The 12,816-nt window shown below is 64.4% G+C and carries 14 protein-coding genes and 1 riboswitch; of the genes, 4 read left to right on the top strand and 10 right to left on the bottom strand.

The window, feature by feature from the left end; all coding sequences use genetic code 11:
• The first annotated feature begins 36 nt into the window (after positions 1 to 36).
• Positions 37 to 222: a hypothetical protein gene (locus tag NXT3_RS24000; RefSeq protein WP_097527002.1), complete on the top strand. Its 186-nt coding sequence runs from the start codon at positions 37 to 39 to the stop codon at positions 220 to 222.
• A 298-nt stretch (positions 223 to 520) separates the two neighbouring features.
• On the opposite strand, the gene NXT3_RS24005 is transcribed toward NXT3_RS24000, so the two are convergent.
• The 5 genes from NXT3_RS24005 to NXT3_RS24025 all read right to left on the bottom strand — a co-directional run bounded on the left by NXT3_RS24005 (position 521) and on the right by NXT3_RS24025 (position 6,121).
• Positions 521 to 925 carry a GFA family protein gene (locus NXT3_RS24005; RefSeq protein WP_104840729.1) on the bottom strand — a complete coding sequence of 135 codons (405 nt, stop codon included), beginning with the start codon at positions 923 to 925 and terminating at the stop codon, positions 521 to 523.
• Between the two features lie 11 nt (positions 926 to 936).
• On the bottom strand, positions 937 to 1,668 hold the full coding sequence (locus NXT3_RS24010) for a hypothetical protein (protein ID WP_104840730.1): 732 nt from the start codon (positions 1,666 to 1,668) through the stop codon (positions 937 to 939).
• Positions 1,669 to 1,755: 87 nt separating this feature from the next.
• Positions 1,756 to 3,102, bottom strand: coding sequence for an SLC13 family permease (locus NXT3_RS24015; RefSeq protein ID WP_104840731.1), 1,347 nt, complete (start codon positions 3,100 to 3,102; stop codon positions 1,756 to 1,758).
• A gap of 89 nt (positions 3,103 to 3,191) precedes the next feature.
• Positions 3,192 to 4,706: a malonate--CoA ligase gene (locus NXT3_RS24020; RefSeq protein ID WP_104840732.1), complete on the bottom strand. Its 1,515-nt coding sequence runs from the start codon at positions 4,704 to 4,706 to the stop codon at positions 3,192 to 3,194.
• Entirely contained in the window at positions 4,703 to 6,121 is a 1,419-nt protein-coding gene (locus NXT3_RS24025; protein WP_097527006.1) for a malonyl-CoA decarboxylase, read from the bottom strand. The genes NXT3_RS24020 and NXT3_RS24025 overlap by 4 nt, the downstream gene beginning before the upstream one ends.
• Positions 6,122 to 6,285: 164 nt before the next feature.
• On the opposite strand from NXT3_RS24025, the gene NXT3_RS24030 reads away from it, so the two are divergent.
• From NXT3_RS24030 to NXT3_RS24040, 3 genes are all read left to right on the top strand, one after another.
• Complete coding sequence (locus NXT3_RS24030) at positions 6,286 to 6,936, top strand: GntR family transcriptional regulator (protein WP_037421591.1); 651 nt, start codon at positions 6,286 to 6,288, stop codon at positions 6,934 to 6,936.
• A 298-nt stretch (positions 6,937 to 7,234) separates the two neighbouring features.
• On the top strand, positions 7,235 to 7,537 hold the full coding sequence (locus NXT3_RS24035) for a type II toxin-antitoxin system Phd/YefM family antitoxin (protein ID WP_037421593.1): 303 nt from the start codon (positions 7,235 to 7,237) through the stop codon (positions 7,535 to 7,537).
• A complete protein-coding gene (locus tag NXT3_RS24040; protein WP_097527007.1) occupies positions 7,534 to 8,016 on the top strand; it encodes a type II toxin-antitoxin system VapC family toxin in 483 nt (160 codons plus the stop codon). Before NXT3_RS24035 ends, NXT3_RS24040 begins: the two co-directional genes overlap by 4 nt.
• A gap of 41 nt (positions 8,017 to 8,057) precedes the next feature.
• On the opposite strand, the gene NXT3_RS24045 is transcribed toward NXT3_RS24040, so the two are convergent.
• Genes NXT3_RS24045 through thiC form a run of 5 tightly spaced genes read right to left on the bottom strand, consistent with a single transcriptional unit; the run spans position 8,058 to position 12,441 of the window.
• Positions 8,058 to 8,663 carry a thiamine phosphate synthase gene (locus NXT3_RS24045; protein WP_037421596.1) on the bottom strand — a complete coding sequence of 202 codons (606 nt, stop codon included), beginning with the start codon at positions 8,661 to 8,663 and terminating at the stop codon, positions 8,058 to 8,060.
• Positions 8,660 to 9,433 (bottom strand): thiazole synthase, encoded by a 774-nt coding sequence (locus NXT3_RS24050; protein ID WP_095678053.1) that lies wholly within the window; start codon positions 9,431 to 9,433, stop codon positions 8,660 to 8,662. Before NXT3_RS24050 ends, NXT3_RS24045 begins: the two co-directional genes overlap by 4 nt.
• A gap of 2 nt (positions 9,434 to 9,435) precedes the next feature.
• Complete coding sequence (gene thiS, locus NXT3_RS24055) at positions 9,436 to 9,633, bottom strand: sulfur carrier protein ThiS (RefSeq protein ID WP_037421613.1); 198 nt, start codon at positions 9,631 to 9,633, stop codon at positions 9,436 to 9,438.
• Positions 9,630 to 10,607 (bottom strand): glycine oxidase ThiO, encoded by a 978-nt coding sequence (gene thiO, locus NXT3_RS24060; protein WP_104840733.1) that lies wholly within the window; start codon positions 10,605 to 10,607, stop codon positions 9,630 to 9,632. Before thiO ends, thiS begins: the two co-directional genes overlap by 4 nt.
• Before the next feature lies 1 nt (position 10,608).
• Complete coding sequence (gene thiC, locus NXT3_RS24065; protein ID WP_104841376.1) at positions 10,609 to 12,441, bottom strand: phosphomethylpyrimidine synthase ThiC; 1,833 nt, start codon at positions 12,439 to 12,441, stop codon at positions 10,609 to 10,611.
• Between the two features lie 97 nt (positions 12,442 to 12,538).
• Positions 12,539 to 12,650: riboswitch (TPP riboswitch) on the bottom strand.
• Between the last annotated feature and the right edge of the window lie 166 nt (positions 12,651 to 12,816).

Consider the following 12,816-nt stretch of genomic DNA (forward strand, 5'->3'; position numbering starts at 1 on the left):
CGGGGCGAATACCAGAGACAATGGATGGAGCCCCGAATGGAAAAGAAACCGGATCGCCCGAAGAACAAGGGAGAAAGCGGCACCGCCAAGAAAAGCCAGCCTGGCAAGACGGGCGGGGATCAGGCCCGCAAGACGCAGGAGTGGGGTGGCGGCTCCAAGGCCTCGAAAGGTCCCGTCACCGAAAAGGACAAGCACAATCCGAATTCGAGCGCCAAGACCTGACCTCGGTAGAGAGCAATCCGCTCAGATTGGAGCGTCGAAACTCGGGAGAACGGGTGTGATACCCCCTCTGCCCTGCCGGGCATCTCCCAACAAGGGTGGAGATCGGCTGGAAACGCCGCTCTGCCCCACGTTCAACCTCTGCATGCCGGAACCGAGGCACGCGTTAGTCCAGGCGTTGGATATGTGAGGGGGCGGGACATTGCCACCTGCCGATCTCCACCCTTGTGGGGGAGATGCCCGGCAGGGCAGAGGGGGGGGCTCCTGATCGCAGCAAAACGATTCACCAGATAGGCCTCGCTTAAAACCGCTGCTTGGTTTCTTCGCCCGGCAAGCCGCGGCCGCTGTCGTCCCAGGCAAGCCGGCTCTCAATGCCGTAGTGCCCGCTCGGGGCAAGCTCCTCCGGGCGATCGAAGGAACCGAGGGTGAAATGGACGCTCGCACGGCCGTCGTATTTCAGGAACAGGGGACTGCCGCAATCCGGGCAGAAGCCTCTCACTGCGATCGGCGATGAACGGTAGACTGCCGGCGGGGTGCTCCATTCGACTTCAGCATCGTGGGCTCGTACCAGCACGGCGGATGGACCGCCGGTCGCCCGGCGGCACATGGAGCAATGGCAATATCCGATATGCGAGGGCGGGCCCTTGAAGGCATAGCGCCGCTTGCCGCAGAGGCAGCCGCCAGTCAGCATTTCTTCCTTCGGCATGGTTCGAGCCCTCAGCTTCCGCTCTTCTGGCTTTGCGACCAGCCGGAGCCGAGCTGCTGGCTTTGGCTCTGCCCGTCCTGGTCCTGGCGAAGGCTGCCGGGAGTGTCGCGTTCGGGCTGAGACCAGGAGCCGGCATCGGCCGAGCGCGGCCCTGGTTCGTGCATGGCGGCCGCCGGGCTGTCGTGATCGCTCACCGTCGATGTGGAAGCGCTCTCCGTCCGATAGGTCCGAATGGTCCCGGAGCTTCGGGCGTGGTCTCTTTTCGCCGTCGCCGGCCGGGGTGCGTCGAAAGTGTCTTCCGTGTAGCCGGTCGCCGGCGTGCTCGGCACATCGCGCTGCCAGCCGCTCCAGCCCTCGCTTCTCCAGAGGTCGGCGCGCTCGTCGAGATCGATCGTGCCTTCGTCGTCGAGAATGTCGCGGACGGCTTCGTAGCTCCGGTCGTCGATGCCGCTCACCGTCACCAGATAGCCGCCGCGGCTGAGACCCTCGGCATAGATCTCGCGGTCCTCCTGGGGGAAGAGATAGTTCTCGAGCGCCGACCAGATGCCGGCCGGTTCCACATCGGCGCTTCCTTCGCCTCTGCCGAGGACGAGCTGGATCGAGAGGGCGCCGAGTTCCGCCTGCTGCAGCCTTTCCACGGCCGCTTCCGCGTCGCGCCGATTGTCGAAGAAGGCCGTAATCGTGCTGGTTTGCTGCGGTCCGTCGTGAGGGACCAATCGATCGTCGCTGCCAAAGTCGGTCATGGGATCTCCTCCTGTCGCAGGGAGGCAAACCAGCGCCAACAGCGAATGTTCCGCATGACTGCGGGAAGGAGATGCCGCCGCCGGCGCTCAGACCAGGCCAGGCACGACGAAGACCAGCCAGGCGACGATCGGCCCGATGATGGCGATCAGCGCGCTGTAGATGAGCAGTTGCCGCAGCACGTGCTCGCGCTTCTCGTCCGGCGCATTGGCGACGACGAGGGCGCCGTTGGTCGAAAACGGGCTGGTATCGACGATCGTCGTCGAAATGGCGATCGCTGCGACGACGCCGACGGCGCTGATCTGGCCCTGCAGCAGGAACGGCACGGCGAGCGGAATGATGGCGCCGAGCAATGCGGTCGAGGAGGCGAAGGCCGAAACGATCGCACCGGTAAAGCAGAGGAGCAGCGCCACCAGGAGCGGCATTCCCAGGCTCGAAATGCCACTGGCGACATAGTCGATCGTCCCGGCCTTCTCCATGACGCCGACATAGGTGATGATGCCGGTGATCAGCAGCACGGTCGACCAGCTCACCTTGTCGATCGCCGCCTTCTGGGTCTTCGGCGAGATGAGCGCCAGCACGACGGCTACGGTGATCGCCACCAGGCCGACATTGAACTTGAAGACCAGTGCGCCGACGCCGAGCGCCGTCAGGCCGATCAGCGTAGCGATCATTTCCGGGGTCTGGCGCAACGTCGCAGCGGTGTCGGCCTCGGTGCCGTAGATGTGCTGCCTTATCGGCTTGGCCGGCGTGCCGCCATGGCCCCGGATCGACGCGGACACGCCTTCGGGGTGGAGTTCGGGCAACGGACCGGACATCGCCGCTTTCTGTTTCATCACCCGCGCACCGCCGAAGACGAAGAAGACCAGCACGGCGATCGCCAGGTTGAAGAAGAAGCTGGAGAGGAACAGGGATGTCGGCGCGAAGGGTAGGCCGGCCTTGACGACGATTTGGTTGGTGATGCCGCCATAGACGCTGATCGGCGAGAAGCCGCCGGCCTGCGCGCCATGGATGACCATAAGCCCCATCATCGCCGGGTGGATGCGGTATTGCACGGCGAAGCTCAGCGCGACCGGCGCCAGGATGGCAACGGCTGCCGGTCCGAGCGCACCGAAACCGGTGATCACCGCGGCGACCAGGAACATTACCCAGGGAATCCAGGCCACATGCCCGCGCACCAGCCGCACGGCGCATTCGACGAGCCAGTCGATGGTGCCGTTGATCTGGGCGATGGCGAAGAGATAGGTGACGGCGACCAGGGTCAGGAACAGGTCGCTCGGGAAGCCGGCGAAGATGTCATTGGCCTTCATGCCGATGATCAGCGATCCGAGCAAGAAGGTGCAGCCGAAGGCCAGCGCGCCCATGTTGATCGGCTGGATGGTCGCGATGACGAACATGCCGACCAATAGCAGAATGGATAAGATTTCGATGCCCATGGTTCCCCTCCCTCCGGCGCCTTGAGCGCCGTAGCTGTCGTTTTCGAGATTGAGATGATGTCCGTGCGCCTTCCTCCCAGAGAGCGCGGTCACGTCCTAGCGTATAAGTCGGCGTATTGCTGCCGCAGAAGGTTCTTCTGGACCTTGCCCATCGTGTTGCGCGGCAGGTCGTCGGCGAAGATGATGCGTTTCGGCTGCTTATAGCGCGCCAGCCGGTCCTTGAGCGCGCCGAGGATGGCGCTTTCGTCGAGCGCCGCCTCGGGCTTGCGCACGACGATGGCGGTGACGCCCTCGCCGAAATCGGGATGCGGGACGCCGATCACGGCGCTTTCGGCGACGCCTTCGAGCTGGTCGATCTCGCCTTCCACCTCCTTCGGGTAGATGTTGTAGCCGCCCGAAATCACCAGATCCTTGTTGCGGCCGACGATGTGGACATAGCCGCGCCTGTCGATCTTGCCGAGGTCGCCGCTGATGAAGAACCCGTCGGCGGTGAATTCCGCAGCGGTCTTTTCCGGCATCCGCCAATAGCCCTTGAAGACGTTCGGACCCTTGATCTCGATCATGCCGGTTTCCTCCGCCGGCAGGGCGGCGCCGGTGGTGGTATCGGTGACGCGCACCGTCACGCCCGGCAGCGGGAAGCCGACGGTTCCGGCGATCCGTTCGCCGTCATAGGGGTTCGAGGTGTTCATGTTGGTCTCGGTCATTCCGTAACGCTCGAGGATCGCGTGGCCGGTGCGTTTCCTGAACTCGACATGAGTCTCGGCGAGGAGCGGCGCGGAGCCGGAAATGAAGAGCCGCATGTCGGCAACCGCCTGCCGGTCGAGCCGCGGGCTCTGTAGGAGGCGCACGTAGAAGGTCGGCACGCCCATCAGCAGCGTCGCCTGAGGCATCAGCGAGAGCACCTCGTCCGGATCGAACTTCGGCAGCAGGAACATCGAGGAGCCGGCGAGCAGTGTGACGTTCGTGGCGACGAACAGCCCGTGCGTATGGAAGAGCGGCAGCGCATGGATCAGCCGATCGCCGGCGGTGACGCGCCAGCAGTCGCGCAAGCTCATGGCATTCGAGAGCAGGTTTCTGTGGGTGAGCATCGCACCCTTGGACCGGCCCGTCGTTCCCGAGGTGTAGAGGATCGCAGCCAGGTCATCGGCCGCGCAGGATGCATCGACGAAGTCGGACGGCTCGTCGTGGGCGAGGTCGAGAAGCGAGCCCGTGCCGTCGGTGCCGAGCGTTTCGACGATGGCACCATACGGCTCGGCGATTTTTCCGACGCTTTCCCGCGCCGCCGGGGAAACGACCACCAGCCGCGGTTTGGCGTCGCCGATGAAATAGTCGAGCTCGGCGAGCGTATAGGCGGTGTTGAGCGGCAGGTAGACCGCGCCGCTGCGCAGGCAGGCGAGATAGAGGATCAGCGCTTCGGCGCTCTTTTCGACCTGGACGGCGACCCGGTCGCCCGGGCGGATGCCGAGCGTGTCAATCGCGCTGGCGATGCGGCCCGAAGACGCCAGCGCGTCGCCATAGGTCCAGGTCCGGCCGCCGTTGATCCGGATGAACGGCGCATCGCCGGAAGCGGCTGCCCGAATGGCGTCAAACAGATGGTTGCTCACGTGCGCCCTCCTCCAGTCTTGCCGTTCATGACTTGCGCGAACGGTCGTGAAATTTCGCCCTTGCCGCCGCGGCGGCTTTCGCCGGTTCGGCTGAGCAGGCTCTTGACGGCCGGCGAGGCGGTGACATCGCCTCGCTGTGCCAGGGCCTCGTGGTTCGCCTCGATATCCTCGAGCTTGTAGAGGTAGTTGACCATCAGCCCGTGCGCCTGGCGCATGGCCTTGGCCGAGCGGTCGCCGAGGAAGTTCAGCCGCTCCAGGCGGGCGCCGTTGCCGAGATGGAAGCGGGCGACTGGATCGACCGGCCGGCCCTCCGGCGTGCGCTCGATTAGGAAATAATGGGCGGCGAGCGGCAAAAGCAGGCGCTCCACTTCGCTTGCTGCGCTCTCGTCGCCGGCCCAGGCCGGGTCGTCGAGGAGCGCCAGAACCTTGCGGTCTTCGTCGGAAAACAGCGGCTCGGCTTTCGATGTGCGCGCCTTGGCAAGCCAGCGGGCAAAGCCCGGAACCGGCGAAAGCGTGACGAAATTCTTCAGGCCGGGCAGGTCCCTGCGCAGGTCCTCGACGACCTGCTTGATGAGGAAGTTGCCGAAGGAGATGCCGCGGAGCCCCTCCTGGCAGTTGGAGATCGAATAGAAGACCGCGGTCGTCGCCTGGTCGGGATCGATCTGCTCCCGGCTCTCGTCGAGCACGTCCCTGATGGCGCTCGGCACGGATCGGGTCAGCGCCACCTCGACGAAGACGAGCGGCTCGTCGGTGAGCCGCGGGTGGAAGAAGGCGAAGCAGCGCCGGTCGGCAGGCGCCAGGCGCCGGCGCAGTTCCTCCCAGCCGGCGATCTCGTGCACCGCCTCGTATTTTATGATTTTTTCCAGGATGTGCGCCGGCGTCGACCAGTCGATCGGACGCAGCGTCAGGAAGCCACGATTGAACCAGGAGCCGAACAGATGGGTGAAATCGGCATCGAGGGCGCGATATTCGTCCGACCGATCGGTGGAGGCGAGCAGCTGATGGCGCATCCGGACGAGCTTGGCCGTGCCGCTCGGCGCATGATTCAACCTGCGCAGCAGTTCCTGGCGGCGGGGTTCCGCCGCCTTGTGGAGCGCTATGATCGCGGCGGGGCTCTTCTCGCTGCGGTACCTCTCGACAGCCTTGTCGAGCTTCTCCATATCGGCGCCGAATTTTTCAGACAGCATCTGCAGGAACTGCTCGACGCCGGCCTCGTCGAGCTTGCTCCAGCGACCGAGGATTTCGGCGGCAATGGCCATGCCAGAGGCTTCGCCGCGGCTCGACAGCAGCATTTCACAAAGCGTCTCGAGATCTGCTTCGACGGCGTCCGTGCTGCGTGAGGCGGCAAACAGCAGCTTGCGGCCGCGCTCCGTGATGCCCTGCAGCATATCGCTGAAAAAAGAGGTTCCGGGCATGCCACTCTCCTCCTGCTGAATGGGCGGCCAATCGCCTCGGCTATTCTACCGGCGTTCTCATTTTTTTAAGCCGGCTGTATAGTATATAATGTGCCACGTTAGGTGTGCGTCGTCAACCATCGTGTATACAAGAAGAACGATTTTGCATTATTGAGGCAGAGCAAATGTCCGAGAATGTTGGCCGGTGGCTCCGGGACGAAATTGAAAATGCCATCCTTTCCAACGAGTTCGGCCCGGGGGAACGGCTGGATGAAACGGTTCTTGCCAGCCGCTTCGGCGTATCGAGGACGCCGGTTCGCGAGGCGCTGATGCAGCTGAATGCGATCGGCCTCATCGAAATTCGTCCGCGCAGGGGTGCCGTCGTCATCGATCCGGGGCCGCACCGCATCTACGAAATGTTCGAGGTCATGGCCGAGCTCGAGGGCCTGGCCGGATCGCTCGCCGCCCGCCGCCTCGACGAAGCCGCGCGTCAGGCGATCACCGCCGCCCACGGGCGCTGCGAGCTCTCCGCCAAGGCCGGCGACAGCGACGCCTACTATTACGACAACGAGGAATTCCATAAGGCGATCTATGCGGCGAGCCGCAGCGAGTTCCTCGAGGAGCAATGTGCGCGATTGCATCGGCGGCTACGCCCCTATCGCCGCCTGCAGCTGCGGGTGCGCAATCGCCTCACAACATCCTTCTCGGAACATTGCGGCATCGTCGACGCGATCTTCGCCGGCGACGGTGAGGAGGCCCGCCGGCTGCTGCGATCCCATGTCGGCATCCAAGGCGAGAGGTTCAGCGATCTGGTGGCCAGCATGGCGACCAGATAAGCGGAATGGTGTCCGGCTGATCGTCATGGGGTCGCAACGAAGTGGAGGTCGGCGAAGCCATTGCGCGCACCGCCGGCCGCCTACAGCGCCGCGCGTCTTATCAGGAGGTCGCTGGAGCACTTTGACTTGCTGCACGTCTTTGTCCTTAAATCGAGGTCGATTTAGGGAGACATGCAGTGGCAGGGCCGCAGCCCGGAAAGGAACTGGCGTCGATTGCTCCTGACGGCGCCGCCGCCGCAATCTGGAAAATCTGTGAGAGACGTGCTACATATCTGACTATCTGACTAGGTGATCGACGATGCGCAAGAATGCGGAACTGACCAAGTTGAAAAAAGCGCGCGGACAAAACGCTGCCGGATGGTGGAAGCTCGAGGACGCGAAGGCGCGCTTCAGCGAAGTGGTACGGCACGCGCGCGAGGACGGGCCGCAGCGCGTGACAGTGCGGGGCAGGGATGCGGTTGTAATTATGTCCGCCGAGGAGTTCGATCGGCTCATCCCCGAGAAACCGCGAGCACCGTTCGTCGAGTTCATGGAAAGTCTTCATCTCGGCGGGCTCGATCTTGAACGCGAGATGGATCGCGGCCGGGATATCGAGCTTTGAAGGGTTGGTTGCTCGACACAAATGTCGTGGCCGCACTGATCAATCCGAAGGGTGCGCGTGCGGTAAAGACGTGGGCAGCCGATCAGCATGAGGAAGCCTTCTATATCAGCGTCCTGACACTGGCCGAGTACGACAAGGGCATTCACAACCTTCCGGAGGACCATGCCGACCGGCCGCGCTACATGGCGGCGCGCGACGCGCTCGCCGAGCGTTTTGGCTGGCGGGTCCTCTCGCTTGACGACGTCATCGTGCGGCAATGGGGACGTATTTCTGGGGAAGTGAAACGCGACAGCGGTCACGCCCCGCCAGTGATAGACACGATGCTCGCAGCGACGGCGATCGAACACGACCTCTATTTTGTCACGCGCAATGTGAAGGACGCTCGGCCATCCGGCGCAATGATCTTCGATCCGTGGAATGACGATGCGGAGAAATTCCCGCTGAGCCCGCGCGGCGCTAAGCGTCCGCGACAGAAATAGGAGCCGGGCTCATTGGAGACCGGCCCCTTGAGGTCGGGTAGCTAACGCCATGCTGCCGTTCTGCGGATCCATTCCTTCGTCCTCGTTTCCGGGTCGGCGTTGAGCGTGATGTCGGTAACGACGGCGGCGCTGTCGGCGCCATGGGCAAAGACGCCGTCGATCCGATCCGGATTGAGCCCGCCGATGGCGACGAGCGGCAGGGAGCGGACGCGCTCACGCCAGGCGGAAAGCCGCGTCAGCCCCTGCGGCGTCCACTTCATCTTCTTGAGGATCGTCGGGTAGATCGGCCCGAGCGCCACATAGTCCGGTTCGGCGGCAAGCGCCGTTTCGAGCTCCGCCTCGTCATGGGTGCTCACCCCGAGCTTCAGCCCTGCGGCGCGGATCGCGCCGAGATCGGCATCGGCGAGATCCTCCTGGCCGAGATGGACGAAGTCGCAGCCTTCCTCGATTGCCAACTGCCAGTAATCGTTGACGATCAACTGGCACCGATGCACCGCGCAGATTGCCTTGGCCCTTCGGATCTCGCCGCGAAGGTTTTCGTCGCTCCGCTCCTTGATCCTGAGCTGCACCAGCCTGACGCCGAGCGGGACCAACCGTTCGATCCATTGGGCGCTGTCGACGATGAGATAGAACGGGTCGAGCTTCACGAGAAAACCGCCTTTCCGATGACGGGGGTGGAGGGAACGGCCATGTCGCGCGGCTCCAGCAGTCCGGCGTGAAAGGCCATATGCCCGGCCTCGATCGCCTTGGCGAAAGCCTCGGCCATGGCAGCCGGGTCGGCGGCGCCGGCGACCGCGGTGTTGAGGAGCACCGCGTCGTAGCCGAGTTCCATCACGGTTGCCGCATGCGAGGGTCGGCCGATGCCGGCGTCGACGATCAGCGGCACGTCGGGAAATTCGGCGCGCATGGCGCGTAAGCCCTGCAGGTTCTGCGGACCCATGGCGCTGCCGATCGGCGCGCACCAGGGCATCAGCACCTTGCAGCCGGCCTCGAGCAGCCGTTCGGCAACGACCAGATCGTCGGTCGTGTAGGGGAACACCTCGAACCCCTCGCCGGTGAGGATACGCGCCGCCTCGACGAGACCGAAGACGTCCGGCTGCAGCGTATCGTGGTGGCCGATGACTTCGAGCTTGATCCAGTCGGTCGAAAACACCTCGCGCGCCATCTTCGCGGTCAGCACCGCCTCCGAGACGGAATGGCAGCCCGCGGTGTTCGGCAGGACGCGGACGCCGAGCTCGCGGACCAGTTCGAAAAAGGCGCCGCCGGAGCGCCCGCCGGCGGTCTCGCGGCGAAGCGAGACCGTGACGATATCGGTGCCCGACCGCCGCACCGCCTCGGCAAGACTGGCCGGCGAAGGATAACGCGCCGTGCCGAGCAGCAGCCGCGAGCGCAGTTCGGTTCCATAGAATTGCGGCATGATCAGCCTCCCTGCATCGGCGACAGGACCTCGATCCGGTCGCGGTCCCTGAGATGGTGATTTGCTCGGTCGGCCCTGTGGACGAGCTCGCCATTGACCGCGGTCGCGAGCCAGTCGTCCTCGTATTCGAGGAGCGCCAGCGCTTCGGCCAAAGTGGCGGCCGGGAGCTCGTGCTCCTCGCCGTTGATGGTCAGCTTCATCGGGCATTTCCTCTCTTCAATTCTGCGCCAAGCGCCAGCGCAGCCACCTCCTCAGCGAGCGCCGGCGACAGCAGGAAGCCGTGGCGGTAGAGGCCGTTGACGGTGATGGCGTTGTTCTGCCGGGTGACGCGCGGCAGGTTGTCGGCAAAGGCGGGTCGCACGCCGGTGCCGGTCTCGACCAGGCGGGCCTCGGCAAGGGCCGGGTGCAGCGTATAGGCGGCGTTCAGGAGCTCCATCAGCGAGCGGGCGGTGATCGGGCCGTCGTCGTCGCTTTCGATCATCGTCGCCCCGCACATGAAGAGCCCGCCGCCGCGCGGCACGATATAGAGCGGAATGCGCGGATGCAGCAGGCGCACCGGACGGGAAAGGCTGACCTCGTCGGTCTGGAGGTAGAGCATTTCGCCGCGAACGCCGCGCAGTCCCTTGAACTCGCCGATTCTTGCGGCGCCGGTGCAGTCGATGGTCAGGTCGAAGCGGCTTTCCTCGATCCCGCCGCCGCTGAAAACCACGCCTTGCGCTTCGAGCCCCTGTCTGAGAGCTGAAAGTGCGCGGCGCGGATCGAGATGCGCTTCCTCAGGAAAGAACAGCGCCTCGCGAAACCGCCCGGCGAGCGCCGGCTCCAGCGCTACGATTTCTTCCGCGCCGATCCAGCGGTAGCCGGAGGTGCGCGAGGCGAAGCGCCTGAGTTCGGCCGCGTCGCGCAGTGGGGCGACGACCAGCGTGCCGTTGCGATGGACCGAACCGGCGGGTAGCGCGGCCTCCCACCAGCCGGCGGCAGCGGCGCCGCGGATAAGAACGGCCTCCTCGGCGCTTTCCCGCTCGCACCAGGGGGCGAGCATGCCGCCGGCGTACCACGAGGCGGCAGTCGCAAAGCCATGTGTTCGTTCCGCGACCATGACCGCCGCGCCGCGCGCAACGAGTTCATGGGCGGCCGTGAGGCCGGCGACGCCAGCCCCCTTGATCAACACGTGCATCTCATTCTCCGGCGGTCGTGGCTGCGCCTTCGCCGACCGGCATGTAGAGGTCGCCGCCCTCGCGATACTTCGCCGCCATGGCCTCGAGCCCCTCCTTCTGCGCCTCGGCGCGGATGTCGTGGGAAATCCGCATCGAGCAGAATTTCGGGCCGCACATGGAGCAGAAATGCGCGACCTTGTGTGCCTCCTTCGGCAAGGTTTCGTCGTGGAAATTGCGGGCGGTTTCCGGATCGAGCGACAGGTTGAACTGATCTTCCCAGCGGAATTCGAAACGGGCTCGCGACAGCGCGTCGTCGCGGATGCGGGCGGCCGGATGGCCCTTGGCAAGGTCGGCGGCGTGCGCGGCGATCTTGTAGGTGATGACGCCGACCTTGACGTCGTTGCGGTCCGGCAGGCCCAAATGCTCCTTCGGCGTGACGTAGCAGAGCATGGCGGTGCCGAACCAGCCAATCATCGCCGCGCCGATGCCTGAGGTGATGTGGTCGTAGCCGGGCGCGATGTCGGTCGTCAGCGGCCCGAGCGTATAGAAGGGGGCCTCGCCGCAGGTTTTGAGCTGCTTGTCCATGTTCTCCTTGATCTTGTGCATCGGCACGTGGCCGGGGCCCTCGATCATCACTTGGCAATCCTTCGCCCAGGCGATCTTCGTCAGCTCACCGAGCGTTTCGAGTTCCGCGAACTGCGCCGCGTCATTGGCGTCGGCGATCGAGCCGGGACGCAGGCCGTCGCCGAGCGAGAAGGAGACGTCATAGGCGCGGCAGATGTCGCAGATCTCGTCGAAATGCTCGTAGAGGAAGCTTTCGCGGTGGTGGTGCAGGCACCACTTGGCCATGATCGAGCCGCCGCGCGAGACGATGCCGGTGACGCGATCGACGGTGAGCGGGATATAGTGCAGCCGCACGCCGGCATGGATGGTGAAATAGTCGACACCCTGCTCGGCCTGCTCGATCAGCGTGTCGCGGAAGACCTCCCAACTGAGATCCTCGGCGATGCCGCCGACCTTCTCCAGCGCCTGATAGAGCGGCACCGTGCCGATCGGTACCGGCGAATTGCGGATGATCCATTCGCGGATGTTGTGGATGTTGCGGCCGGTCGAAAGGTCCATGACCGTATCGGCGCCCCAGCGGGTTGCCCAGACCATCTTCTCGACCTCTTCTGCCATAGACGAGGTGACGGCGGAGTTGCCGATATTGGCGTTGATTTTTACCAGGAAATTGCGGCCGATGATCATCGGTTCCGATTCTGGATGGTTGATGTTGGCGGGGATGATCGCCCGGCCGCTGGCGACCTCCTGGCGGACGAAATCCGGGGTGACAAAATCGGGAACCGCGGCGCCGAAACTCTCGCCGTCGCGGGCGAGCGCCTCCTTGGCGGCCTTGCGGCCGAGGTTTTCGCGTATGGCGATGAACTCCATTTCCGGCGTGATGATGCCGGCCCGCGCATAGGCAAGCTGGGTGATCGCCTGACCGGGCTTGGCCCTCAGCGGCCGGTGGCGGACGGGGAATTCCGGCGTCAGCCGCTCGCCAGATGCAAAGCCGTTGTCCTCCGCCTTGACGGTACGGCCCTCATAGCTTTCGACATCGCCGCGCGCCAGAATCCAGTCGCGGCGCAGCCGCGGCAGGCCCTCGTCGATATGGATATCGGCGCCCTCGAGGGTATAGGGGCCGGAGGCATCATAGACGGTGACCGGCGGCTCGCCGGAGGTCGGATGCAGCGCGATCTCCCGCATCGGCACGCGGATGCCGGCATGGATCTCGCCCGGCTTGTAGACCTTGCGGGAGGCCGGAAGCGGTCCCTGGGTGACCGAGGGTGCTGCGAGAGGCTTGAAAACATTCATCATGAGGCTCCAAAGTTTTCGCGTTGGAGACCCAGTTCTGAAGCCGGAAGGATGAAAAGACGCATCGCCGATGGATCGCGGGAATACGGAATCCTGGCATCAAGCGTCTGCACCGTCCCTACGCCAGTATGAACTGGATCAGGTTCAACGGGTCACTGCGCGCTCTAGCAGTATCTCAGCCCCTTGCCGGGACCCCCCTGGTGAATGGACGCCAATAGTCACTGTTATCGCCGCGGCGTCAAGACTGTTTAGAGGAGGTTAGGAACCGAGTGCGACGTGCGGGCATTCCGTCGCACTATCGATACTTGATACTTATCGATGGTTATCGGCTCAACTGGCGATCATACCATGTGAGGAACCGTAATATTTCGATAG

It is taken from the genome of Sinorhizobium fredii (genome assembly GCF_002944405.1).
Taxonomy (GTDB): Bacteria; Pseudomonadota; Alphaproteobacteria; order Rhizobiales; family Rhizobiaceae; genus Sinorhizobium; species Sinorhizobium fredii_C.

Excerpts from the sequence above, each read along its gene's own strand:
- NXT3_RS24025 (WP_097527006.1), bottom strand. The coding sequence starts at position 6,121 with ATGCCCGGAACCTCTTTTTTCAGCGATATGCTGCAGGGCATCACGGAG.
- NXT3_RS24050 (WP_095678053.1), bottom strand. The coding sequence starts at position 9,433 with ATGCCGCAATTCTATGGAACCGAACTGCGCTCGCGGCTGCTGCTCGGC.
- NXT3_RS24015 (WP_104840731.1), bottom strand. The coding sequence starts at position 3,102 with ATGGGCATCGAAATCTTATCCATTCTGCTATTGGTCGGCATGTTCGTC.
- thiS (WP_037421613.1), bottom strand. The coding sequence starts at position 9,633 with ATGAAGCTGACCATCAACGGCGAGGAGCACGAGCTCCCGGCCGCCACT.
- NXT3_RS24005 (WP_104840729.1), bottom strand. The coding sequence starts at position 925 with ATGCCGAAGGAAGAAATGCTGACTGGCGGCTGCCTCTGCGGCAAGCGG.
- thiC (WP_104841376.1), bottom strand. The coding sequence starts at position 12,441 with ATGAATGTTTTCAAGCCTCTCGCAGCACCCTCGGTCACCCAGGGACCG.
- NXT3_RS24000 (WP_097527002.1), top strand. The coding sequence starts at position 37 with ATGGAAAAGAAACCGGATCGCCCGAAGAACAAGGGAGAAAGCGGCACC.
- NXT3_RS24010 (WP_104840730.1), bottom strand. The coding sequence starts at position 1,668 with ATGACCGACTTTGGCAGCGACGATCGATTGGTCCCTCACGACGGACCG.
- NXT3_RS24030 (WP_037421591.1), top strand. The coding sequence starts at position 6,286 with ATGTCCGAGAATGTTGGCCGGTGGCTCCGGGACGAAATTGAAAATGCC.
- NXT3_RS24035 (WP_037421593.1), top strand. The coding sequence starts at position 7,235 with ATGCGCAAGAATGCGGAACTGACCAAGTTGAAAAAAGCGCGCGGACAA.
- thiO (WP_104840733.1), bottom strand. The coding sequence starts at position 10,607 with ATGCACGTGTTGATCAAGGGGGCTGGCGTCGCCGGCCTCACGGCCGCC.